Raw genomic sequence first — 22,347 nt, forward strand, 5'->3', positions numbered from 1 at the left:
GGCAAAAACAAAGTTCAAGCTCCCATTGTACTCCTGCGTTAGCTTCTATGCTGCATTGCAGGATTGACCGCTTATATTTTCATTTCAAGACGCAAACTAAACGTTGTGTAGGTTTTATTCGTCACGTAATCAAGGCGATTAACCCCGCCCAAGCTCACGTCGGAACTCGATACATAATCATTTGCACGCAAATTATTTGCTGATAAGCGCAATTGAACATCAGGATTAAATTTCCATAAACCATAAATATCAATCTGTCGCTTTAAACCAATAAAATTGGTTTGAGTCACCGTACTTTGTACATCGTAACCTGGGGTAAGATTCAAATTCCCGCCTAAAGTCAAAGGAATCCCGGCAACTCTGTAATCCAGACCCACATTCGCTGTGTAAGGTGGTTGCTGGTCAATTGTATTATTCGGCCCCTGAATCCCATCCACACTCGACCAAAACCGGCTGTAATTGCTTCGGAAATCTATTGCAGGACCATCGGAGAAAAACTCCTGCAATTGAAATTTCGCCTCCAACTCTATCCCTTTGGTTGTCGCCTGACCAATATTCATCGGTGAGGACACCCAACGCGCCCCACCAGGTTCGCTGACCAATTGCGTCGCTCTACGGATTAAGTCATTAATATTTCTAACAAAGAAATTGGCACTCAGCAAACCGGCACGAGTCATATAATGCTCGAATGCAATGTCAATTCCTTTTGACAGTTCAGGCTTCAATAACGGATTACCAATACGATCGGGGCGCGTCGGACTATTCAAGTTGGAGATACTTGGAATGGCAATTAGATCATTTAATGCTGGTGCCCGGTAGGTCGTCGCATAGCTCATCCTGATTTGATTCTTGGACTCACCCGGAATGCGCCAAACCACATGCGCTATCGGACTCCAGACGCTACTACTATTACCAACATTGATGCCCGATAAAGAACTGGTAGTTTTAATGCCCTCCCAGCGCAAGCCAGCATAGGCTGACACATCTGCGTTGATATCCATCTCATCCTGCGCGAAGACAGCGAAACGCCTGGTACTCGCAGACAGCGGGTCACCTGAGTCCTGAAATTGAGGCTTACCGTTACTCAAAGAAACGCTCGTTTGATCACGCTTACCCAATTCAAGCTCCCAACCCGCAGAGAAAGTTTGCCCCTCGCCAATCGGTTTGGTATATTTACCACCATTGTTTAAGGTTTTATCAATAACATTATTAGCTACCGTAACGACAGCGACTGGATTATTATTCGCATCGTATTGGTTGCTGATCGAAGAGTTTTCCATCTTCCCGTAACCGCCACCAAACCTCACAGCTAACTTGGCATTATCATCAAACTTATGTTGCCAGTTGCCAAAACTTCGTATAAACGTCGTGTCTGCTGAACCGCTATTGTTCGAAATAGCGTATGCGGGGGGCTCAATGGCTATTGGTGATCGAAAGAGTTGATCGACGAGTCCAATACCATCAGAGACACTATGCGAGCGCATGATAAAAGGTTGAAACATCAGCGTATCGCCGTTCTCAAACTTATAGTTAAAGCGTGGCGTAAAATGAATGCCAGTGGTCTGCCGGTGAACTTCATCATATTCGTTCTGGTGTAAATTGAGCGTTCCATCTGCAGCTGATTCTACGGAGTTAGTCGCACTCTGATCACGCTGCTTATTTTGGAAAACCGATCCACTTAATGCGTAACTTAACCCACCAATTTCTCCCGGATAGGAAATAGATACATTGGGCGCAAGGCGATTTTGCTCTGAACTTAAACTGACTTTGAGCTCAGCGTTCTTTTGTTTGTAATCTTCACGCAAAACAATATTGATCGTACCAGCGATTGCCTGGGTGCTATATTCAGCGACTGCACCACGGATCACCTCAATTCGCTCCACTTGATCCGGCGACAGAGAATCCATAGAAAAACCGCGTGGAGCACGTTCACCATTGATCAAAATTTGCGTGTAGCCACTTCCCATGCCACGCATACGGATATCCCCCCCGCGACCAGGGCGCCCTCCTATAGTTACACCAGGCAAACGCTTTAGCACGTCACCTAAACTTGTATCACCATTTCTATCTAACTCTTCTCGACCAAATATCAATTTAGCCGCAGTCGATTGCCGTCGTACATCATCCGTGCGTCCACCATCAATTACGACTTTTTGAACCGTGTCGTTTTTCGTCGCATCATTCTCTTTGATCGGAATTATTTTTTTTGAGCTTTGATCTGCGCCGGAATTCGACTCGTCTTTCTTGATGTCGGTCGCTGATATAGATACCGAAATTTGATCCAATTGAGCGACCTGGGCATGAGCATTTTCCAAACAAGAAAAAGCACTCAGGATGCTCATCGATAAAGTAGAAATTTGAAATGGAATACGCATGGATTAGGGTTACAAAGTGATAAACAAGTCAGCAAGACAATAAGCGAATTAGCAGCAGCATTGTATTTTTAATTCCAATCACACACTAGGACGAATCTTGGTGTTTTTGTATGAAAATGAAACATCACTCGATGCACGTTACTTTCCGATACGGACTGCATCACAAGGCACCAATATATGACTCATGATCAATAACTAAGTTACAAAAAAAGAGCCCGCTACTCTGAAGTTAGCGGGCTCTTTTTTTAATGGCTAGCTGAGACAAATTTTAACAACTCAAAATTTTAGTCTCTGGTACTGGCAAGATTTAAGTTCAATTGCGAGCGCAATAAATCCTCAGATTCCGCGCGAGGATTATTTCGCGCAGCTTCCAGCTTATCAAGATAAGACGCGGACACATCACCGGTCACATAAAAGCCATCAAAGCAAGATGCCTCGATATTTTGAAGACGTGGATTCACATCCGAAATAGAACGCTTCATTGCTGACACGTCTTGATATACTAAAGCGTCCGCTGTAATCTCACGACACACCTCTTCATCTGAGCGACCAAAAGCAATCAACTCACTGCGAGTCGGCATATCGATACCGTATACGTTAGGGAATTTAACTGGTGGCGCAGCAGAAGCAAAGATAACGCGTTTAGCACCAGACTCACGCGCCATCTGAACAATCTCACGGCTCGTGGTACCACGCACAATAGAATCATCCACCAGCAAGACACTTTTGCCTTTGAATTCCGAACCAATTGCATTCAATTTCTGACGCACTGATTTACGACGAACGGCCTGACCTGGCATCATAAACGTACGACCGATATAGCGATTTTTGATAAAGCCTTCGCGATAATCGAGATTCAGCTTCAACGCTAATTCCATCGCGGAAGGACGAGAAGAGTCCGGAATTGGCATGACCACATCGATCTCACCGTCACGGAATTGATTGCGTACTTTCTCAGCCAGATATTCACCCATCTTCAAACGTGTCAGATAAACCGAAGCACCATCAATAATGGAATCAGGACGAGCAAGATAAACATATTCAAATGCACAAGGATTGAGACTAGGATTATCTGCGCACTGTTGATTGTACAGATTGCCTTCAAGGTCAATAAACAAGGCTTCGCCCGGCTCTACATCACGCAAGAATTTAAAGCCCAGACCTTCCAGCGCAACTGATTCGCTGGCAACCATGTATTCAGTGCCATTCTCGTTTTGAGATACACCGATACACAATGGACGAATACCAAATGGATCACGGAATGCGAGCAGACCATAACCAGCGATTTGCGCCACTACCGCGTATGAACCGCGAACACGACGGTGCAACATGGACACAGCACGGAATAAGCATTCAGGATCGAGCGAATACCCACTTGTCACTTCTTGAATCTGATGCGCAAGAATATTCAGCAACACTTCTGAGTCTGAATCCGTATTCAAATGACGGCGGTCATTTTTAAATAATTCGATTTTGAGTTCGACTGCATTCGTCAAGTTGCCATTATGAGCAAGCACAATACCAAATGGCGCATTGACGTAGAACGGTTGCGCCTCTTCTTCGCTGGTAGAACCAGCAGTAGGATAGCGAACCTGACCTATACCAATGTTACCGGGCAATGAGCGCATGTTGCGCGTGCGGAACACGTCACGCACCAGACCATTGGCTTTATGCATTGCAAATTTACTGCCGTGACTGGTGGCGATACCAGCAGCATCCTGACCGCGATGCTGCAATAACAACAATGCGTCATACAGTAATTGATTGACGGGACCATTTGAAACTACACCGACGATGCCACACATGGTGGACTCCTAAAAAGACAAGTTAAAACCGGACATGACTGGAAATAGACGCTGGCAAAAATGGGATCACTGTCTGAGCCGCTGTTTCTGCCATGGGACTAAATAATGCATCTTTCCAAAAAGCTTGTTGCGGCATCGTGGTCATTCCACACACTAAAACGCCAGCTAACACCAACACGCATCCGCGTGCCAAACCAAATAATCCTCCCAGTCCGCGATCTGCCAGCGACAAACCCGCTGCATTAATCACCGCGTTGACTGCCATCATCACCAAGGCCATCAACAACCTTACGCCGATAAACAAAGCGATAAACGCCACAATCAAACGGATGATTTGTCCCGGAAACACCGCCGGCAACCAACCTGCCAGCAATTCGCTGTAAGCGTTTGCCACAACGAAGGCAACGACCCAACTGACTAATGACAAAATTTCTTTGATCAAACCACGCATCATGCTAATAACTACTGAACACACTAAGATCAAAATAACAATGTAATCAAATAAGGTCACGACACAGCATCCAGTTTAGTTCGGTACCAAGCTACCGTTCAAGCCTAACTTCACCAATTTTGCACGCATTTTATCGGCCTCTTCTTTCGACTCAAATGGGCCTACCCGGATACGGATTTTGTCACCTGAGGATGTCGCCACCTTTTGGGTATACGACTTAATACTTGCTGCCTTCAATTTAGATTGCAACTCATCAACTTTTTCTTGAGTTGCCAGTGCAGCAACCTGCACTACGTAGGAAGAATGTTCAACATCTGTTGTCTTAGCAGCCGTTTTTGCTGGGCTTTTACCTTCCAGGATTGCCATGGCACGAGCTGCATCATCATCACCCGCTGCAGTCTTATTGGATTTGGTGGTATCTGCTTTATTTTCAAGCTTTACTTCAGCTTTGACCTCAACTTTGGGGTCAGCCTTAACATCAAGCTTAGAAGGCAACTTGGCATCTGCTTTAGCTTCTATCTTAGTTTCTGGTTTGGCATCGTTTTTGGAGTCAGTCAACTTATTAACTGCCTTCACTTCAGTCTTCGGCAGCGTGACTGTATCTGCTTTATCCGTCTTATGCACTGATACATCTTGGGTACTGAGCTTCTTTTCAGGTACCGACGTCTTCTGATCAGCTTTTAAAGAAGATTTTTCAGTCGCTGGACTGATGGGGTCAATGATTTCTTCGTTTGGATCAACGTCAACCAGATTGGGCTTGCGCGGCGGCGCAGGTTCTGCGGGCTTAGTCGCATCAGCAAGCTGCATTTTGTCTTTGGAGGGAATACGAATGTCAATATCATCTGGCAAAGGTTTAGGCTCAGAATCAAACAACATCGGCAAACCGATGATCGCTGCCAACGCTAAAGCAACTGCACCAATCAAACGTCTTCTGGCACGCTTCTTTTCAGGCAAAACAGGGTCATCAACCTTGCTTTTCCGTGTATTTTCAGATTTTTTGCCACGCGAGCGTGATGCAATACTATCCTCTTCAGAACGAGAACGGAATTCACCGCTGTCGTGGCTGTCGGACGTTTCCTTCTTTTGTTTAAAACGCGAGAGCAAACCCATGTGCAAATATCTGGTTGGTTGGCGTTATTCACCGCCGGATACTTCTGAATGATGATGAGTAACCGAAGCAAATAACGCAAAATCACATCAATGCAGTGCAGACCTTCTGGCGCGTAAAACACCGGCGACCGTCAGGAAAGAACCAAAGACTACTATTCTATCATTTTCACCGGCTTTGCTCATGGCATCTGCATAGGCTTCTTCAGGAGAATTGTAGGTTGCGACCGTTTTTTCCAGATCAACCAGAGCACCTGCAGCGATTACCTTCTCTTTTAACTGCTCAGCACTAGCAGCACGAGGCAACGGTAAATCGCACACATGCCAATGATCAACCTTACCTTTGAGTTGCTCAACCACACCCTCGATATCTTTATCGAGCATCGAGCCAAACACGGCATAGGTATATGCATGAAAACCCATGTTATCCAGGTTTTGCGATAACGTTGCCGCGGCATGCGGATTATGCGCAACATCCAGCACCACTGTCGGACGGCCCGGCATCACCTGGAAACGACCTGGCAAATCGACCATCACTAAACCAGTCCGCACTTCCTGCGCACTGACTGGCAAGACATCACGTAACGCCTCCAGTGCAGCCAAGACTGCTGAAGCATTCAGTAATTGATTTGCTCCACGCAAGCTTGGATATGCCAAAGAATTACGACGCTGAGTACGTCCCGCAAAATTCCATTGCTGCTTATCACCGTTGTAATTAAAATCGCGCCCAAACAGCCATAAATCAGCGCCAACAGCGTTAGCGTGATCGATTAAGGACTGTGGTGGAAGTGGATCACCGCAAATTGCCGATTTGCCAGGGCGGAAAATACCAGCTTTTTCAAAGCCAATCTTTTCACGGGTGTCACCAAGATATTCGATATGATCAATATCAATACTGGTCACGATAGAGACGTCTGCATCAATGACATTGACAGCATCAAGACGACCGCCCAAGCCAACTTCAAGTATCACGACATCCAGATTGGCGTCAGCCAGTAACTTGCAAATCGCCAGTGTAGTGAATTCAAAATACGTCAAAGACGTTTGTTCACGCTTCACTTCTACTTCTGCAAAGGTATCAATAAAAACCTGATCGCTGACGTTTTCACCATTGATACGGGCACGCTCATTGAAATCAAGGAAGTGCGGCTTGCTATACAACCCAACGCGATAACCAGCCTTTAACAAGACAGCCTCGAGCATGGCGCAGGTAGAACCTTTGCCATTGGTGCCCGCAACCATGATGACCGGACATTTAAATTCAATATCCAGGCGTTTTTTGACGGAAGCGACGCGCTCCAGCCCCATATCAATTTCTTTTGAATGACGTGTTTCTAGAAGTGCCAACCATTCTGGCAGTGTTGCTGGTATTTTGGACATAGGATAAAAAAAGCCCGAAATAAACTAGTTCGGGCTTTTGGAAAATAAATAAATAAATTAAGAAACAGCTTCAGCAGGCTGATTCTGCAACAAGGCCAACAAACGTGCGATTTCTTCACGCATTTTACGACGATCAACGATCATATCAATTGCACCTTTTTGCAACAGGAATTCAGAACGCTGGAAGCCTTCAGGCAATTTTTCACGCACAGTGTTTTCGATCACACGCGGGCCAGCAAAACCGATCAAGGCTTTTGGCTCACCAATAACAACGTCACCAAGAAACGCAAACGATGCAGAAACACCACCCATCGTCGGATCAGTCAATACTGAAATAAATGGCAGACGTTTTTCTGACAATTTAGTCAGCATTGCCGTAGTTTTCGCCATTTGCATCAAGGACAACAAGCCCTCTTGCATGCGTGCGCCACCGGTCGCTGTGAAACAGATGAACGGTACTTTTTGTTCCAAAGCGGCCTGAACACCACGCGCAAAGCGCTCGCCGACCACAGAACCCATAGAACCGCCCATGAATTCGAACTCAAAACAAGCAGCAACCACAGGCACAGACATGATAGAACCACCCATGACGATCAACGCATCCGTCTCGCCAGTGGTCTCCAACGCGTCTTTCAGACGATCTGGGTATTTTTTACTGTCTTTGAATTTGAGCGTATCAATCGGCATGACTTCTTGCCCAATTTCATAACGGCCGCCAGCATCAAGCAAAGCATCCAGACGTTCACGTGCACCGATGCGCATGTGATGACTGCACTTTGGACAGACATGGATATTCGCTTCCAGATCCGAACGATACAGCACTGCTTCGCAAGACGGGCATTTCACCCACAACCCCTCAGGGATGGATTTACGATTTGCGGATTCTGAGCGCTGTATGCGCGGTGGTAACAACTTTTCTAACCAACTCATGTTTTCTCCTCTTTGCAGCCAACGTACCTATTGCACATCGACAACTGATTCAATCTGGCTCAACAACCCACCAGGTGACTATGGCGCGTATTTTACCCGTCCAAAGCCTGTCTGACACCAGAAATAAAACTTTTAACTGCGGCAACGCCATTTTCTGGCGCCGAATTTTCTAATTCCTGAATAATCCGCGAACCGATCACTACCGCATCAGACACACTGGCAATCGCCTTGGCCGTAGCCCCGTCACGAATACCAAAACCCACGCCCACCGGCACTTTGACGTGCTTTTTGATACGCGGAATCATATCTGCAACAGCGTCTAAATCCAGATTACCTGAACCTGTAACACCTTTCAATGATACATAGTACACGTAACCACTGGCAATTTTACCAACCAGCTCGATTCGTTCTTCGGTCGACGTTGGTGCCAGCAAAAAGATGGTATCCATCCCATTTTTTTGCATTTTGGCAGCAAATTCCTCACATTCTTCAGGAGGATAATCAACGACCAGCACACCATCTACGCCAGCTTCTGCGGCTTCAGCAATAAACAAATCTTGCCCCATGCGCTCGATAGTATTGGCATACCCCATCAGCACAACCGGGGTTTTTCGATTGTTTACTCTAAATTCGCGGACGAATTGTAATACATGACGCAAACCAACTCCAAATTTCAATGCACGTTCGGATGCGCGTTGGATGACCGGACCATCCGCCATTGGGTCAGAAAATGGCACGCCAAGCTCAATAATATCGGCGCCGCCTTCGACCAGTGCATGCATTAAGGGCACTGTCATTTGAGGAGACGGATCACCGGCAGTGATAAATGGGATCAAGCCTTTTTTTTGTTGTGCAGCTAAGCTAGCCAGCGTATTTTGTATTTTTGACATAAACGTATCGCTTTAGGATGTAATTCAGACAAGCATAAGGAACGTAGCAAGTCCCATTCCAATATTGACACCTCATAAGATACTCCCCTCCTGTATATTTTTTCACCCCTTACACCGCATAGACATATAAGGTAAAAATAAAATAAGATTGGGGAGTATCTAAAAATCACAGTAGAAGTGCGAATAATGGTGCAAGAATTTAAAGTTTTAAACCTGCCCGCTCGGCAACGGTATGCATATCCTTGTCGCCACGACCAGATAAATTCGCCAAAATGATCTTATCTTTCGGCAACGTAGCTGCAAGTTTGCACGCATAGGCGAGCGCATGACTCGACTCTAAGGCGGGGATAATGCCCTCGATACGACAGCAATCGTGAAATGCCTTTAGTGCCTCGTCATCGGTAATGCCGACATATTGCGCCCTGCCGCTATCCTTCAACCACGCATGTTCAGGACCGACACCCGGATAATCCAGGCCAGCAGAAACAGAATGAGTTTCAATGACCTGCCCGTTTTCATCTTGCAGTAAATAAGTGCGATTGCCATGCAAAACGCCAGGTGAGCCCGCAGTCAAAGAGGCGGAATGGCGACCAGTTTCCATCCCTTCACCCGCCGCTTCTACGCCAACCAATTGGGTTTGCGTCTGGTCAATGTAAGGATAAAAAATTCCCATTGCATTAGAGCCGCCGCCAACGCAAGCAATGACATAATCAGGCTGGCGTCCGGTTTGCTCCGGCATTTGCCATAAACATTCCTCGCCGATCACTGCCTGAAAATCACGCACCATCATAGGATAAGGATGCGGCCCTGCTACGGTACCAATGATGTAAAAGGTATTTTCGACATTCGTCACCCAATCGCGCATCGCTTCGTTGAGGGCGTCTTTGAGGGTTTTTGAACCAGATTCCACAGGCACAACCGTCGCGCCTAGCAATTTCATCCGGTATACGTTTTGTGCCTGACGCTTAACGTCTTCCGACCCCATGTAGACCACGCATTCCAGCCCAAAACGTGCGCAAATGGTTGCCGTGGCAACGCCATGCTGACCGGCGCCGGTCTCAGCAATCACACGCGGCTTACCCATACGCTTGGCCAACAAAGCCTGACCGATTACATTGTTGATTTTGTGCGCACCGGTGTGATTTAAATCTTCACGTTTGAAATAAATTTGCGCACCGCCCATCATTTCTGACCAGCGTTTTGCGTGGTAGACCGGTGACGGACGACCCACGAAATATTTCAATTCACTTCGATACTCTTCCAAAAACGCCGGATCGTGTTGATAACGGGCGTAAGCGTCTTTAAGCTCAGTCAACGCATGCGTCAACGTCTCAGACACAAACGTTCCGCCATATTGACCAAAATGTCCACGAGCGTCAGGCAAGTGATAGCCTGAAGATTGGTATAACTCTTGTGGAGCGGCGCTTGTATTTGCCAATGCGCTCAGGCCAGAAATGCCTGCGCTTGATAAGTTTTTCATACTATTCCTTTGGCGAAGCCAATCAGGACAGCGCCTGACCGCTTACAGATAATTGATCCGCCTCACGTACCGCGTTGATAAACGCGTGTACTTTCGATTCATCCTTGATACCTTTTGCCAATTCGACACCACTACTGATGTCCACGGCAAAAGGCCGCACCTGACTAACTGCGCCAGTCGCGTTGTGTACGCTCAAGCCACCACTTAAAACGACCCGAGGCGCGAGCTCTTTTGGGATGAGAGACCAATCAAAAACCTTTCCACTACCGCCGTAACCTTCTACAAAGGTGTCGAGCAATAAACCATGAAACAAAGGACTTGCAGCACGATATGCTGCCTCCCATTCTAACAAATCATTGGCGTTTGTGTCAGGCTTGACGCGAAATGCTTTTAAAAATGGCCGATTAACGGCTGCGGCCAGGCTGGCGCACTGCTGCGGCGTCTCATCACCATGAAACTGCAAAAGTTGCACTGGAGCTTGAGCCACTATCTCCCGCAATTCAGTTTCAGACACATTGACGAACAATCCAACACTAATCACAAACGGCGGCATTGCACGCAACAACTCCGCCGCCTGCATCGGATTTACATAGCGCGGACTCGGCGGATAAAACACAAAACCCAGTGCATCCACCCCGGCCACCGTCACCATTTTCACATCCGCCACGGTAGTAATCCCACATACTTTTATTCTGGTTCTGTGCTGCATGAGAAAGAAACCCCCAAAAATTAAATTCATCTGCCACAACTTTACGCAACCCGACAAAAATTGCATACAAAAGCTCAACTATTTACCATTTATCACAATGCAAAGACATCAAGTTCTGCGACAATCTCAGACACATTCATGACAATTCTGAAGCAGGCTTATGACAACGATTTCCTCGCATCAAGATCACAGCAAGAACATCACGCATTTATTCGGACTCAATATTCATCGCATGCGATTTGATGAGGCTAGTCAGCATTTGCTTGACGTCGCGACGCAACGCGACCATCTGAGTCGCATCGTCGTCACGCCGAACGTCGATCACATCGTCAAACTCGAACCCCAAGCCGAGTTCAAAGCACTATACGCCACTTCGGATTATATCTTCGCAGACGGCATGCCAATCGTGTGGGCCAGCAAAATGTGTCCGCAAGCTCTGCCAGAACGGGTCACAGGTGCCGATTTATTCGTTTCTCTTTGCAAAGGAAGCATCGCTAAAGGCGCGTCCATTTTTATTCTTGGCGGCATGCCTGGCCAGGAATCGGAGTTACTAAACTCTTTTGCCAGAGTTTATCCCGGCCTGAAAGTCAATATTTTTTGCCCTTCTATGCAATTCACACCGGATGGCGCTGAGGCTGACCAGGCGATAAAGCTGATACAAGAAACTCAACCTAATATTTTATTTGTTTGCCTCGGCATGCCCAAGCAGGAGTATTTTGCATTCAGATACAAGCGTGAACAAACCAGCAATAACGTACCTTTAATTCTATGCGTTGGCGCTGCGATGGAATTTGCACTAGGCCAAAAAAAGCGCGCCCCGCTATGGATGCAAAAAATCGGCATGGAATGGTTTTGGCGACTCGCCAGCGAGCCACGCCGACTATGGCAACGTTATACGATACAGGGATCAAAATTTTTCGGCATATTGCTCAGAGAACGAAAAAAACACAAATAAAATGCTCCCAACAAGCAACAACAAGACCCACACTTACGCTCACACCCATCGTCAATGCTTCACAGGATCAGTGCTTGTCATTTCGCAGCGCTGATCTTGTGAGATGCCCTTTTCTACAAAATTTTTGGCATGCTGTATAAAACAGGATGGCGCGACCCACAGAGTGAAATGCGGCGCACCAATCACACTGACTATACTGATCGCGCTGGCTTGCACTGTTTTCCTGATTGCATCAACATGATTTAGCGCACCTTCATAGGAAGTTTTTGGATCGAGAGTGCCACTAAAAACCAACATCGGCGGCAATTGTTGAGGTAGTTTGCCAAAGTATTTATCGTGCGAATACGTTGGCAAAGCTGGTTCAATCAGCATTTCTGGCAGACGGCTTGTAAACAATAGCCCTTGCTCTTCTTGCCTGAGTTCAGGAAGGCTCAACTTTGGTCGCAAATTATTTTCCGAAGTACTGATAATGCTAACTAAAGGAATAGAAGGAGTAAGCTGAGGAAAATCACCCAATGATGAACCTGCTTGTTTCATAATGCTAATAACGGACTGCAATTCAACATTTCCTCCGTGCGCCAAATCCTTTATCAAAAATGGTATTCGCGCTCGCGCCTTTGGTATATCAAGCAAACTCCCAAAAAAATGCTTGAGGTTCTTGCCTGGCACTTGAGTGACTAACTCCGGTTGTTTCTGCGCCGCAGCCAAGAGATGAACATAGCTTTGCTCTGCACTCTCCCCTAGTATTGAATGACATTCGGGCTGGACATCGCATTCAGCCAAGACTTTGCGTCCAACTTCATCTACTAAATGTGAACGATGGCTTAAATCCCACTTAAGATCAGTTTGCATCGGCACGAGTGAATCAAGTATCATGCCATTGACAGCAAGCGGCCCAATTTGCAGCGCACGCAAAATTAATTGCGTACCGTAGGAAACACCGTACAAATACACTGGCTTATGCTTATCTGACTCAGCGATCAGATGACGCAAATCGTAAGCTGCGTTGGTGATGGTAAATACTTTGGCCAAATCAGGATGCGTCAGTATCCGCTTAAAACACGTCCCCCACTCTGCACCAACCAATGACATACCACCTGGACTTTCACTCCCCTCTTCAAGCGGACAAAGCCGGGTTGAATATCCAGTTCCACGATGATCAGGCAAGATCAGATAGAAGTCAGGAAAGCTCTGGCGCAACACACTTACCATCGCGTACAAGGATGCACCAGACTCACCAGGACCGCCCGACACCAACCAGACAGTACCCTTTGATTGACCGGGAGCCGGGAATTTACGCACAAATATGCTGATTTCCTTTGTTGAATCAATGTCCAGAGATGCCGGCACCTCCGTATATGAAAGCGGTAATGACATTGTTTTACACAAGCTACCCGCCAGTCCAGCAATGCTTGTCGCATCCTGATAGGGGGTAAACTCAGTAGCATAAACGGGACTCAACATCATCATGCTCGCAAATCCGATCACGAGCATCTTCACGAGATTTTTCATTACCTACCCTTCGCTAGTATTTATTTTTTAGACAATTATAAACTTTGCAAAGTTACTTCAGTAATTGATATTTTCAGGCAACATGCATCAGCCTTCATCACACACAACAACTCGGTCTATCGATCACGACAACGGATTAGTGTCCAGATAGACAAAAGCCGCACTTCATAAAAAGAGCGGCTTTCGCTTTACTACGGGAGATATTTGCAATCGCAAGGCATTAACTAAAATACCTTGCGTTAGCTTCAACAAAAATTAAGCAACTTTTTTCGCATCGAAGAATTGTTCATCTTCTGTCGAGCCGTGCAACGCTGTCGTTGAAGATTGACCTTGTTGAATCACTTGCGTAACGGCATCAAAGTAACCTGTACCTACTTCGCGTTGGTGTTTCACTGCTGTAAAGCCTTTTTCTGCTGCTGCGAATTCAGCTTCTTGCAATTCAACGAAAGCAGACATTTGGTTACGAGCATAGCCATGAGCCAGGTTGAACATGCCGTAGTTCAATGCATGGAAACCAGCCAACGTGATGAATTGGAATTTGTAACCCAATTTACCCAATTCTTTCTGGAATTTAGCAATCGTTGCATCGTCCAGATTTTTCTTCCAGTTGAAAGATGGTGAGCAGTTGTAGGACAACAATTTACCCGGGAACTTAGCATGGATTGCATCAGCAAATGCTTTAGCAAATTCCAAATCAGGCTTACCAGTTTCACACCAGATCATGTCTGCGTATTCTGCATAGGCCAAACCACGGGAGATCGCTTGTTCCAGACCTGGTTTAGTTTTGTAGAAACCTTCCACTGTACGTTCACCAGTCAGGAATGGTTTGTCGTTGTCATCTACGTCAGAAGTCAACAAATCTGCGGCTTCAGCATCGGTACGTGCCAACAACACAGTTGGTGTACCCATGACGTCAGCAGCCAGACGTGCTGCATTGAGCTTCTCAACCGCTTCACGTGTCGGAACCAATACTTTACCGCCCATGTGACCGCATTTTTTTACGGAAGCTAATTGATCTTCAAAGTGAACGCCAGATGCGCCCGCTTCGATCATGGCTTTCATCAATTCAAATGCATTCAGTACGCCACCAAAACCCGCTTCAGCATCAGCAACGATAGGCGCAAAGTAATCGATATCGCCCTTGCCTTCGGACCATTGAATCTGATCTGCACGTGTCAATGTATTGTTGATGCGTTTAACAACCAGTGGCACTGAATTCGCTGGATACAAGGATTGATCTGGATACATTTCGCCAGCAACGTTAGCGTCGCCAGCCACTTGCCAACCAGACAGATAAATCGCCTTCAAACCAGCTTTTACCTGTTGCATCGCTTGGTTACCGGTCAAAGCGCCCAGCGCATTAATGAATGGTTCGTTGTTAACCAGATCCCATAATTTGATCGAACCATTTTTAGCGAGCGTGTGCTCAACTTTGATGGAACCACGCAGACGAACGACGTCTTCTGCCGTGTAATTACGTTTAATACCTTTCCAGCGTGGATTGGTATCCCAGTCTTTTTGCAATTCAGCTACTTGTTGTGCGCGTGTTGTCATGCTTCTCTCCTGTGGTCAAAACGAATGAAATGTGTGTTCCGTTGAGATCAATAATAGGAGATTTTTTGCATAGCAACAAGGTCTTATATAAGACATATAACTTTTTTTAAATCGTTTAAAAACAAATACTTAAATATACTTTTTTGCGATACGAAATGCTTTTTCTTAGAATGAGAAAAATAAATTGTGCATCAAAGGATCAATTTTTCACAATGCGATAAGCTGTTTTCACATTACAAGATTTTGCGTAAAAAGAGCTACTTAAGCCTGACGTAAATCTATTTCTTAGCTAAAAAACTTTAAATAACCTGATTAATCCACAAGCAAAACTTCATACCAAGGCGAAGATTTATTTAAAGAAACTTTAAATCCGCGATCAGTTTTCAAAATATCACTACCAGCAACTGGAGCGAGCCGTTGCCCATCCTGATCCAGTGGATAGATCACCATACGCTTAGCATTAGAAGGATAGAAAAAACTCACATTAATCCGCTCCAGCCACACTGGCCCTGTCGCATCACGCGGACCAGAAGGCTTCGATGCACTAGAAGCATCAGGTTCAAGAGTCCACCAACCACGATCGCCAGGGTAAGCAATCAGATTTTTAGGGCGGGCCGGAAATACATCGGGCTGACTACCCGTCGTCGCTCCGCTTACCGTGAGCAATAAACGACGCGACTTATTCAACGGCTTGGCGTCGCGCGTTACCAGCATCATCACGCCAAATTGCCGCCCTTCTTTGGAAAATACCGGGGAGATTAGTTCGCTCGAACCAGCCAGGCTCGTGGCTTGAGAAAATCCGGCAAACATTGCACTATAAGCTCCGGATGCACGTAGATTAGGTGCATCGCGATCACTGACCAAGTGACCATCGTTGGCGGACCAAAACGCGCCAGCCAACTCCTTGTCCGTTGAATTTTTATTTTGATGCGACGACACTGCACTATTCAGAGCACCATTACCAGTGCCGCTGTTTTGCAGCAAATATGCGCCAACACGTTTGGTAAAGGCATCCCTCACATCAAGATCGAAGGTGCGCCTGATGTATTCGATATATGCATCTGACGTTGCCCCCTCGCCCATCGCACCTACCATCAGACGCGCATCGGGCGTCATAGTGACCACAGATTGCTCACGCAAAACAGGAATTTGAAACTGTCTGAACATCGCCGCAGAAACGCCCGTCGTTGCAATTTGCCCGCCCATACCAGACAAGCTAAAACTATCGGGCAACGCTCTCCAGGTATTTCCATCTGCATACTGAAACAAAAACAAACCATCCCAATCCTGGGCGCTGGCAATTGCCGTGACGACGGGCATAATTTCGGCGCTTTGACGATTTGGGTAGGCTTGATTAAATTCACTAATCACAAAAGGCTTTTGGATGTCACGATAAAAAGCCTGTTTTAATAAAGGCGCCCAGCCTTCACGTACAGCGGAATGATCACGAATGCGCCAATCATTTCTATCCCAGGATTGATGCGGAAAATCGTAGTGATCCACATAAAAATGCTGGTCCAGATAATCCATATTCTTTTGCGAATCTGCATTAATGATGCCGCCGTAGTACATTTGCGTTCCGGTGAGAGGTACCAGATCACCCACTTCCGAACGAACCGCCTGCCGGATCGTCTCGAAATATTGCTTATCCATTTCCGATAAAAAACGGACAAAGTCAAGAACACGGCGCCCCGCCCCCTCCTCCTGCACTTCAAATTTTGGCTCAAGAATCGATGGAGATTTTACATCAATTTTGGCCAGCGCCCGCTTCGCCAGTTGCTGGCCATGCGCCAACCAACCATCGCCAAATGCCAATACCCGCGCCTCATCCTGTCTGACCAACAATGCACCTTGCTTAGTCAGTCCGCAACTACCCCAGACGCGACAAGCTTTATCAAGACTACCGTATTGCCGTACAGCCCAGCGTTGCCATTGTTGCTGCAAGAGGCGCTGATATTCTCCTTGTAAGCCATCTACATCTTTTCTTTGCCAGGCGCCGACCAAAGAAGATTCATTATTAATTTCTATCATCGCCAAAGCAGGATCATTGTTCAAATCCAGACGTCGTATCAATTGTTTTGCATATTCAACCTGTAAAGCGATCATGCGTGGTTCAAACAAATGCAGAGGACTGCTGGCAAACGGCATATTTTCACCTGGCACCAAGGGCGTCAGTTGATCGACAACGTATCTGAATGAATAACCGACGTGCAGATTCAAATTAACGTAAATACCCTCACGCCTGAGTGCATCGATGAATGTTTTCAATCTTTGCACTGCAGATTGATTGAAACTTGGAAAAGCACCCGTGGTCAGGATACCTTGCGGCTTGTCTTCGCTATCGTTCAGTACCGTATCAAGATGATGCAGGCGGACTGCATTGAAGCCCAGACTACGTAAGCGTCTGGAAATTTTTGGTGCGTCTTCTTCTTTTGGAAAATTCGCAGCACCAGTAAGACTGATGCCAAATAAACGCACACGTTGATCATCTTTTGTTTGTGGCTGGCAATCACCACCAACTCTGTAGAAATGCGCCCCTTTAACGAATAAACGATCTGCTGGACCTAAGGGATGATTCAGTCCACTAAAATCAGTAATGCTCGCCATCTGATCTTCGTTAATCGTAAATGGGTACCACTCTATATTCGATGCCTGCGCGTTGCACGGCGCCACGCTGACCATGAACAGCAAAGCAAAAAAGAGAACGCGCGGGAATTTTCTTGGAAAATAGTTCATGAAATAAGTCGCAGTAGCCAAGCAAGCCATTAGAATATCGTACAAACAATCATCCAACATAGATGTCAATGAAGAATACTGCAATCGCTCTGGAAGATCGCACCATGAATGACTACGAAATGATACTAATTCGTCTCATGGTCGTGTTATTTGCAGTGTTTTCGTTATTGCCTTACGGAATCTCTTGGGACTACACGGGGTCATCCGCCTTGACGATGGAAGGCTCTATCACCACCAAACTCGAATGGGGTGGATTAATCAGTCTCTCGATGATTGTGCTATACCGGCATTTACCTGAGGCGCTGGCTGATGCGCGTAACCTCAATCCCTTTCTTGTCACCATCTTGCTATGGTGTTTATTATCAAGTCTTTGGTCACCTTTGCCTGGCGTAACATTTAAAAGAGCAATTCAATTGTACGGCCTCGTCATGATCGCCATCGCAATCAATATGGCGCCGCGCCCTTTGGCATTGCTGCTTAAATATTTGCTCTATCCATTAATGGGGATTTTATTATTGTCACTCTTTATGGTAATCACATCACCGAGTTTGGGTATCGATTACGCATTAGGTGGCGCTTGGCGTGGGGCCTTATCCCAAAAAAATGAATTAGGTCAGGTTGCGGCAGTGTCGATTCTTTTGTGGCAAGCACGCGCATGCACAGAGAAGCTTGATATACGGGTTCTTTTAACTGCAATAGGGTTTAGCTTTTTTATGCTGGTGATGAGTAAAAGCTCAACCAGCTTACTCATCACGCTGATTACCAGTGCCATTTTTCATGTACTCAGAAAACGCCATTTAAGTTCGGATTACCCACTAACCCGGATAGCGCTGGTGTTTTGTTGTTTGATTCTCATCGCACTTTATTTGTTTTTCATGCAGGAATCGCGCTTCCCGACCTGGTCTGAGATTTCATCACCGATTGCACATATCTTCGGCAAAGGTTCTGACCTCACTGGACGGACAGATATTTGGGAATTAGTTATATTAGAAATTCGTAAGCATTGGGTAATGGGTCTGGGCTATGGCGCATTCTGGTTGGGGCCGGATAGCCTCTCTCAATTCATCATTACAGCGCTTAACTGGATTCCCTTACAGTCACATAATGGCTATCTGGATATTTTGAACGAACAAGGTATGGTCGGCCTCACTTTATGCGTTTTATGCCTGTTCGCGCAAGTCGTCAGTCTGGTGATCATGGGACGTAAAGACAGAACACAGGCCGCTTTCTGGGCTGCAATGCTATTTGTCACAGTGGTGACTAATTTTACCGAAAGCAGCTTATTCCGCGGATTTGGATTTCAGAATGTATTCTTTATTTTCGCTTTGGTGGCCTGCACATCGGCGAATCGAAGACTAAAAGAAAGCTAGAGCAAAGCAAAAGCCAAAAAAACCAAAGAAACCGAAGCGTAATTTGAAAATTATAAGTCAAGCCAGGTCATTCACATATCGATGCCCAATGACAAGAAAGCGCTTTTCAATCAGGCGATAAGAAACATCGGCCAACAATAAAGAACTCGTCATCATGACAATAATTTTAACTGGCAATGACCACGAAGGCATCCATAGCGCCATTAAGCAATAGACCAACCAGTGATACAGATAAAGGGAATAGCTTATTTTCCCGATGTAGACTAACGGGTATGAACTCAGGATTCGACTAATCAAACCATCAACCAGTACCAGATTGACGAACATAAGAAACAAAGCCACGCCTTGCAGCGAATATCGATATGATTCCCGAAAATTTTCATCCCGCAAAAACAACGAGATCAACATCAACAGTACGCCAAACACAAAAACGCTTTTTTGCTTAAGCAAATCAAACACAAATTCCTTACGCACCAACAGAAGCGCAAGTGCAGTTCCGTACAAAATCGAATCAGCACGCGTATCCGTTGCTTTATAAATCCGGCTATCTGGCAAGTTCGCCAATCCTAACCCATAAACCAGATAAATACGCCAGCCCAAAAACAACACCAACAAAAACACAACCAGCGATAGAAATCGCTTCGGTACGGCAATTAGCGCAGCAAACATCACAGGAAAGATCATATAAAAATGTTCTTCCACTGCGAGTGACCAGGTAATAGACAAGGGTGAAGGTAATGCGTTTTCGGAAAAACCTACAAAAATCCCGAAATAGTTTGCGAAATAAAAGAATACTGATCCCAGCTCCACCCAGCGCCAATTCACCGATGCCATTTGCATGACAGTCAATGCACACAAAATAAAAATCAGTAGTGCTGGCATCAAGCGAAAAAAACGGCGTATGTAAAATTTTCTGATACTGACATAACCAACCCTATCCCATTCAGAAACCATAAGACGGGTAATAATAAATCCGCTAATAAAGAAAAATATAGTCACGCCTAAACCGCCGGGAACAATGTACCCAAGTCCAGCGTGCGACAAGATTACCAATAAAATCGAGATGGCTCGCAGACCATCAAGCGCAAGCAACCGGTCCTGCATTTGCGCTGGGAATGGTGAGGACTGGCCGTCTAAGATTTTCAATTTCATTTCTTTCTATGATTTTTCAATCACCATAGACGTGCAAATGTGCACCAAGAAAATGATTGAGTTTGCCGAACTGGGAAGCACAAATCCTGGCCCAGGAAAATCCTTTCAACGGAGACAAGGGCAACAAAACTATGGCCAGCACAAAAGAAATACATAACTGAATAATGGCACGCAGTCCCAACCAGAGTCCACGGTGCCAGCGCTGATTTTTGGGAAACATCGCCAACTCAGTTCGCATAAATAATTGCCCGGTTCTGAAAGACCGTTGCAACAACCAAGATGCGGTTGCACGATCGACGGGTACAATTTCAGTCACTGGTGCCTCATCACACCAGACCATACAAGCACCACGTGCGTGCAATTGGCGGAACAGCATACTGTCCTCGCCACCCGTTTTTCCAAATGACGGATCAAACGGTCCTGCCCCACTCGATGTTCGCAATTGATCCAGAAAAGATTTACGAACCAGAACATTTCCACTACGCGCATCCTTGTCATCGATCGGCGTCCCAGAGACCGGACGACGTCGATCAAAAAACTGACCTTTAATAATCCAAGGAGGCACACCTTCTGCGTATTCGGGGAGAACCGGTGCAAACACGACATCGGCGTTGAAGCTTGCCTGTGTAGCCAAGAGATAATGTAACCAGTCTTGTGCTGGGCACTCATCATCATCCACCATGACTACCCATTCCCCGCGCGCCACGCCAATAGCTGCATTGCGTGCCAAAGAAATATTGGATTCACCAAGTTCGAGAACAGTCAATCTGTCATGAAATTGCTTTTTAAACTCGTTGAGAACGGGAATTGCCGAACGGTGAACATCATTATCCACCACGATGACTTCAAGACACTCTTGATTATAGTTTTGCGCAAAAACCGCAGTCAATAAACGTTGCAATAATAGCGGACGACGGAAAGTGCAAATGCAAATACTGATATCAATCATGGGTCTAACCCCGTGAAGATGCAGTTCGTTTTGAGCCGTAAGGTAATCGTTTTTTCACCCAACTCAGCCACTTCCGGGACAACCTGCCAGTCCCATCACCGCTAGAATTCTCATTAAAAATCGTTCCTATGACCTCAGCACCAGCGGCCTGCATATCGCTCTTAGCTTCGCGCAAATCACTCAGTAAAGTCACATCTTTCATCGCCATCAAGAGCACAGAACCAACTTGATGAGCTACCATTTGCGCATCAGACGCTAGCGAAGAAGTGTAGGTATCAAGAACAAAAGCATCAAATTGATTATCACAAGATGCCAGCAACTCGCGAATTCGGGGCGCCCGCAATATCTCGAGCGGATTAGGTGGACGTGGTCCACTTGGAAGAATATGCAGGTTATCCATTAAAGGAATCAATGCATTCTGAGCCGCTATCCTTCCCGCAAGAACAGACGACAACCCGTCTGGATTTCCAAGTGAAAACAAATTATGCAAATTCCCGCTACGCAAATCAGCATCGATGAGCAAGGTGCGTCGCCCTACCTGCGATAGCGCGATCGCCAGGCTTGCCGCCATATACGATTTACCTTCTTGTGGACTGGCACTGACCAGAGCAATTTTTATTTTATCCTGAGAACTGAACTTCAACAGCAATTCGCTACGCAAACGCCGGATTTCTTCCGCTTCTTTGGAGAAAGGATAATGAAAAAATCGCAGACCAGAATCTGCCTTACCATTGATCAAATCTTTACTACCAAATCCAAACTGCTCGCCTAACGCAGAGTCGATTTGAATCTGGCTTAAAAAACCAAGATTTAAAGCGGCATCGCCAAAGCGTAATTTTTTTTGTCTTTGCTCGGCAGCAATCAACTCTACCTGACTCTCAGTAAGGAGACCTTTTTGCAAAAACAAATCACCCAACCGCCCGACTTTCGCGGACGAACTGTGATCAGTCTTTTCAGTTTCTTTTTCTTGAAAGATCATTTCCATTCCCTTT

Annotated in this window: 17 protein-coding genes; 2 read left to right on the forward strand and 15 right to left on the reverse strand. The window is 46.0% G+C overall.

The window, feature by feature from the left end:
* Positions 1-71 precede the first annotated feature (71 nt).
* The 9 genes from H8K32_RS09350 to H8K32_RS09390 all read right to left on the reverse strand — a co-directional run bounded on the left by H8K32_RS09350 (position 72) and on the right by H8K32_RS09390 (position 11,127).
* Positions 72-2,375, reverse strand: a complete 2,304-nt coding sequence (locus tag H8K32_RS09350; protein WP_246447237.1) for a TonB-dependent receptor plug domain-containing protein — start codon at positions 2,373-2,375, stop codon at positions 72-74.
* 284 nt (positions 2,376-2,659) lie between these two features.
* Complete coding sequence (gene purF / locus H8K32_RS09355; protein ID WP_186912223.1) at positions 2,660-4,180, reverse strand: amidophosphoribosyltransferase; 1,521 nt, start codon at positions 4,178-4,180, stop codon at positions 2,660-2,662.
* A 22-nt stretch (positions 4,181-4,202) separates the two neighbouring features.
* Positions 4,203-4,691 (reverse strand): CvpA family protein, encoded by a 489-nt coding sequence (locus tag H8K32_RS09360; protein ID WP_186912224.1) that lies wholly within the window; start codon positions 4,689-4,691, stop codon positions 4,203-4,205.
* A gap of 15 nt (positions 4,692-4,706) precedes the next feature.
* Complete coding sequence (locus H8K32_RS09365; RefSeq protein WP_186912225.1) at positions 4,707-5,741, reverse strand: SPOR domain-containing protein; 1,035 nt, start codon at positions 5,739-5,741, stop codon at positions 4,707-4,709.
* A gap of 87 nt (positions 5,742-5,828) precedes the next feature.
* Complete coding sequence (gene folC / locus H8K32_RS09370) at positions 5,829-7,118, reverse strand: bifunctional tetrahydrofolate synthase/dihydrofolate synthase (protein ID WP_186912226.1); 1,290 nt, start codon at positions 7,116-7,118, stop codon at positions 5,829-5,831.
* Between the two features lie 57 nt (positions 7,119-7,175).
* Positions 7,176-8,048, reverse strand: a complete 873-nt coding sequence (gene accD / locus H8K32_RS09375; RefSeq protein WP_186912227.1) for an acetyl-CoA carboxylase, carboxyltransferase subunit beta — start codon at positions 8,046-8,048, stop codon at positions 7,176-7,178.
* Between the two features lie 92 nt (positions 8,049-8,140).
* Positions 8,141-8,938, reverse strand: a complete 798-nt coding sequence (trpA, locus tag H8K32_RS09380; protein WP_186912228.1) for a tryptophan synthase subunit alpha — start codon at positions 8,936-8,938, stop codon at positions 8,141-8,143.
* A gap of 199 nt (positions 8,939-9,137) precedes the next feature.
* Positions 9,138-10,418 (reverse strand): tryptophan synthase subunit beta, encoded by a 1,281-nt coding sequence (trpB, locus tag H8K32_RS09385; RefSeq protein ID WP_186912229.1) that lies wholly within the window; start codon positions 10,416-10,418, stop codon positions 9,138-9,140.
* Positions 10,419-10,440: 22 nt separating this feature from the next.
* On the reverse strand, positions 10,441-11,127 hold the full coding sequence (locus H8K32_RS09390; RefSeq protein ID WP_186912230.1) for a phosphoribosylanthranilate isomerase: 687 nt from the start codon (positions 11,125-11,127) through the stop codon (positions 10,441-10,443).
* 160 nt (positions 11,128-11,287) lie between these two features.
* Here H8K32_RS09390 and H8K32_RS09395 point away from each other — a divergent pair, with 160 nt between their 5' ends.
* Positions 11,288-12,082 (forward strand): WecB/TagA/CpsF family glycosyltransferase, encoded by a 795-nt coding sequence (locus H8K32_RS09395; RefSeq protein ID WP_246447238.1) that lies wholly within the window; start codon positions 11,288-11,290, stop codon positions 12,080-12,082.
* 51 nt (positions 12,083-12,133) lie between these two features.
* Here H8K32_RS09395 and H8K32_RS09400 read toward each other — a convergent pair whose 3' ends face one another.
* The 3 genes from H8K32_RS09400 to H8K32_RS09410 form a co-directional block, all read right to left on the reverse strand.
* Positions 12,134-13,594, reverse strand: a complete 1,461-nt coding sequence (locus H8K32_RS09400) for an alpha/beta hydrolase (protein ID WP_186912231.1) — start codon at positions 13,592-13,594, stop codon at positions 12,134-12,136.
* A 255-nt stretch (positions 13,595-13,849) separates the two neighbouring features.
* A complete protein-coding gene (aceA, locus tag H8K32_RS09405) occupies positions 13,850-15,148 on the reverse strand; it encodes an isocitrate lyase (RefSeq protein ID WP_186912232.1) in 1,299 nt (432 codons plus the stop codon).
* A 312-nt stretch (positions 15,149-15,460) separates the two neighbouring features.
* Positions 15,461-17,884 carry a cellulase family glycosylhydrolase gene (locus tag H8K32_RS09410; protein WP_186912233.1) on the reverse strand — a complete coding sequence of 808 codons (2,424 nt, stop codon included), beginning with the start codon at positions 17,882-17,884 and terminating at the stop codon, positions 15,461-15,463.
* Positions 17,885-17,952: 68 nt separating this feature from the next.
* On the opposite strand from H8K32_RS09410, the gene H8K32_RS09415 reads away from it, so the two are divergent.
* On the forward strand, positions 17,953-19,254 hold the full coding sequence (locus H8K32_RS09415) for an O-antigen ligase family protein (protein WP_186912234.1): 1,302 nt from the start codon (positions 17,953-17,955) through the stop codon (positions 19,252-19,254).
* A 57-nt stretch (positions 19,255-19,311) separates the two neighbouring features.
* Here the strand turns inward: H8K32_RS09415 and H8K32_RS09420 are convergent, their stop codons facing one another.
* Genes H8K32_RS09420 through H8K32_RS09430 form a run of 3 tightly spaced genes read right to left on the reverse strand, consistent with a single transcriptional unit; the run spans position 19,312 to position 22,334 of the window.
* Positions 19,312-20,406 carry an acyltransferase family protein gene (locus tag H8K32_RS09420; protein WP_186912235.1) on the reverse strand — a complete coding sequence of 365 codons (1,095 nt, stop codon included), beginning with the start codon at positions 20,404-20,406 and terminating at the stop codon, positions 19,312-19,314.
* 16 nt (positions 20,407-20,422) lie between these two features.
* Positions 20,423-21,355: a glycosyltransferase family 2 protein gene (locus tag H8K32_RS09425; protein WP_186912236.1), complete on the reverse strand. Its 933-nt coding sequence runs from the start codon at positions 21,353-21,355 to the stop codon at positions 20,423-20,425.
* 4 nt (positions 21,356-21,359) lie between these two features.
* Entirely contained in the window at positions 21,360-22,334 is a 975-nt protein-coding gene (locus H8K32_RS09430; RefSeq protein WP_186912237.1) for a CpsD/CapB family tyrosine-protein kinase, read from the reverse strand.
* Positions 22,335-22,347 lie beyond the last annotated feature (13 nt).

This window comes from Cognatundibacterium jejuense, assembly GCF_014284255.1.
Lineage (GTDB): Bacteria > Pseudomonadota > Gammaproteobacteria > Burkholderiales > Burkholderiaceae_D > Undibacterium > Undibacterium jejuense.

What these genes read in the sequence shown, in the direction of transcription:
- aceA (WP_186912232.1), bottom strand. Translation starts at nt 15,148, where the DNA reads ATGACAACACGCGCACAACAAGTAGCTGAATTGCAAAAAGACTGGGAT.
- trpA (WP_186912228.1), bottom strand. Translation starts at nt 8,938, where the DNA reads ATGTCAAAAATACAAAATACGCTGGCTAGCTTAGCTGCACAACAAAAA.
- H8K32_RS09365 (WP_186912225.1), bottom strand. Translation starts at nt 5,741, where the DNA reads ATGGGTTTGCTCTCGCGTTTTAAACAAAAGAAGGAAACGTCCGACAGC.
- H8K32_RS09415 (WP_186912234.1), top strand. Translation starts at nt 17,953, where the DNA reads ATGAAGAATACTGCAATCGCTCTGGAAGATCGCACCATGAATGACTAC.
- H8K32_RS09400 (WP_186912231.1), bottom strand. Translation starts at nt 13,594, where the DNA reads ATGAAAAATCTCGTGAAGATGCTCGTGATCGGATTTGCGAGCATGATG.
- H8K32_RS09350 (WP_246447237.1), bottom strand. Translation starts at nt 2,375, where the DNA reads ATGCGTATTCCATTTCAAATTTCTACTTTATCGATGAGCATCCTGAGT.
- H8K32_RS09425 (WP_186912236.1), bottom strand. Translation starts at nt 21,355, where the DNA reads ATGATTGATATCAGTATTTGCATTTGCACTTTCCGTCGTCCGCTATTA.
- H8K32_RS09410 (WP_186912233.1), bottom strand. Translation starts at nt 17,884, where the DNA reads ATGAACTATTTTCCAAGAAAATTCCCGCGCGTTCTCTTTTTTGCTTTG.
- H8K32_RS09395 (WP_246447238.1), top strand. Translation starts at nt 11,288, where the DNA reads ATGACAACGATTTCCTCGCATCAAGATCACAGCAAGAACATCACGCAT.
- purF (WP_186912223.1), bottom strand. Translation starts at nt 4,180, where the DNA reads ATGTGTGGCATCGTCGGTGTAGTTTCAAATGGTCCCGTCAATCAATTA.
- accD (WP_186912227.1), bottom strand. Translation starts at nt 8,048, where the DNA reads ATGAGTTGGTTAGAAAAGTTGTTACCACCGCGCATACAGCGCTCAGAA.
- H8K32_RS09430 (WP_186912237.1), bottom strand. Translation starts at nt 22,334, where the DNA reads ATGATCTTTCAAGAAAAAGAAACTGAAAAGACTGATCACAGTTCGTCC.
- trpB (WP_186912229.1), bottom strand. Translation starts at nt 10,418, where the DNA reads ATGAAAAACTTATCAAGCGCAGGCATTTCTGGCCTGAGCGCATTGGCA.
- H8K32_RS09420 (WP_186912235.1), bottom strand. Translation starts at nt 20,406, where the DNA reads ATGAAATTGAAAATCTTAGACGGCCAGTCCTCACCATTCCCAGCGCAA.
- folC (WP_186912226.1), bottom strand. Translation starts at nt 7,118, where the DNA reads ATGTCCAAAATACCAGCAACACTGCCAGAATGGTTGGCACTTCTAGAA.
- H8K32_RS09390 (WP_186912230.1), bottom strand. Translation starts at nt 11,127, where the DNA reads ATGCAGCACAGAACCAGAATAAAAGTATGTGGGATTACTACCGTGGCG.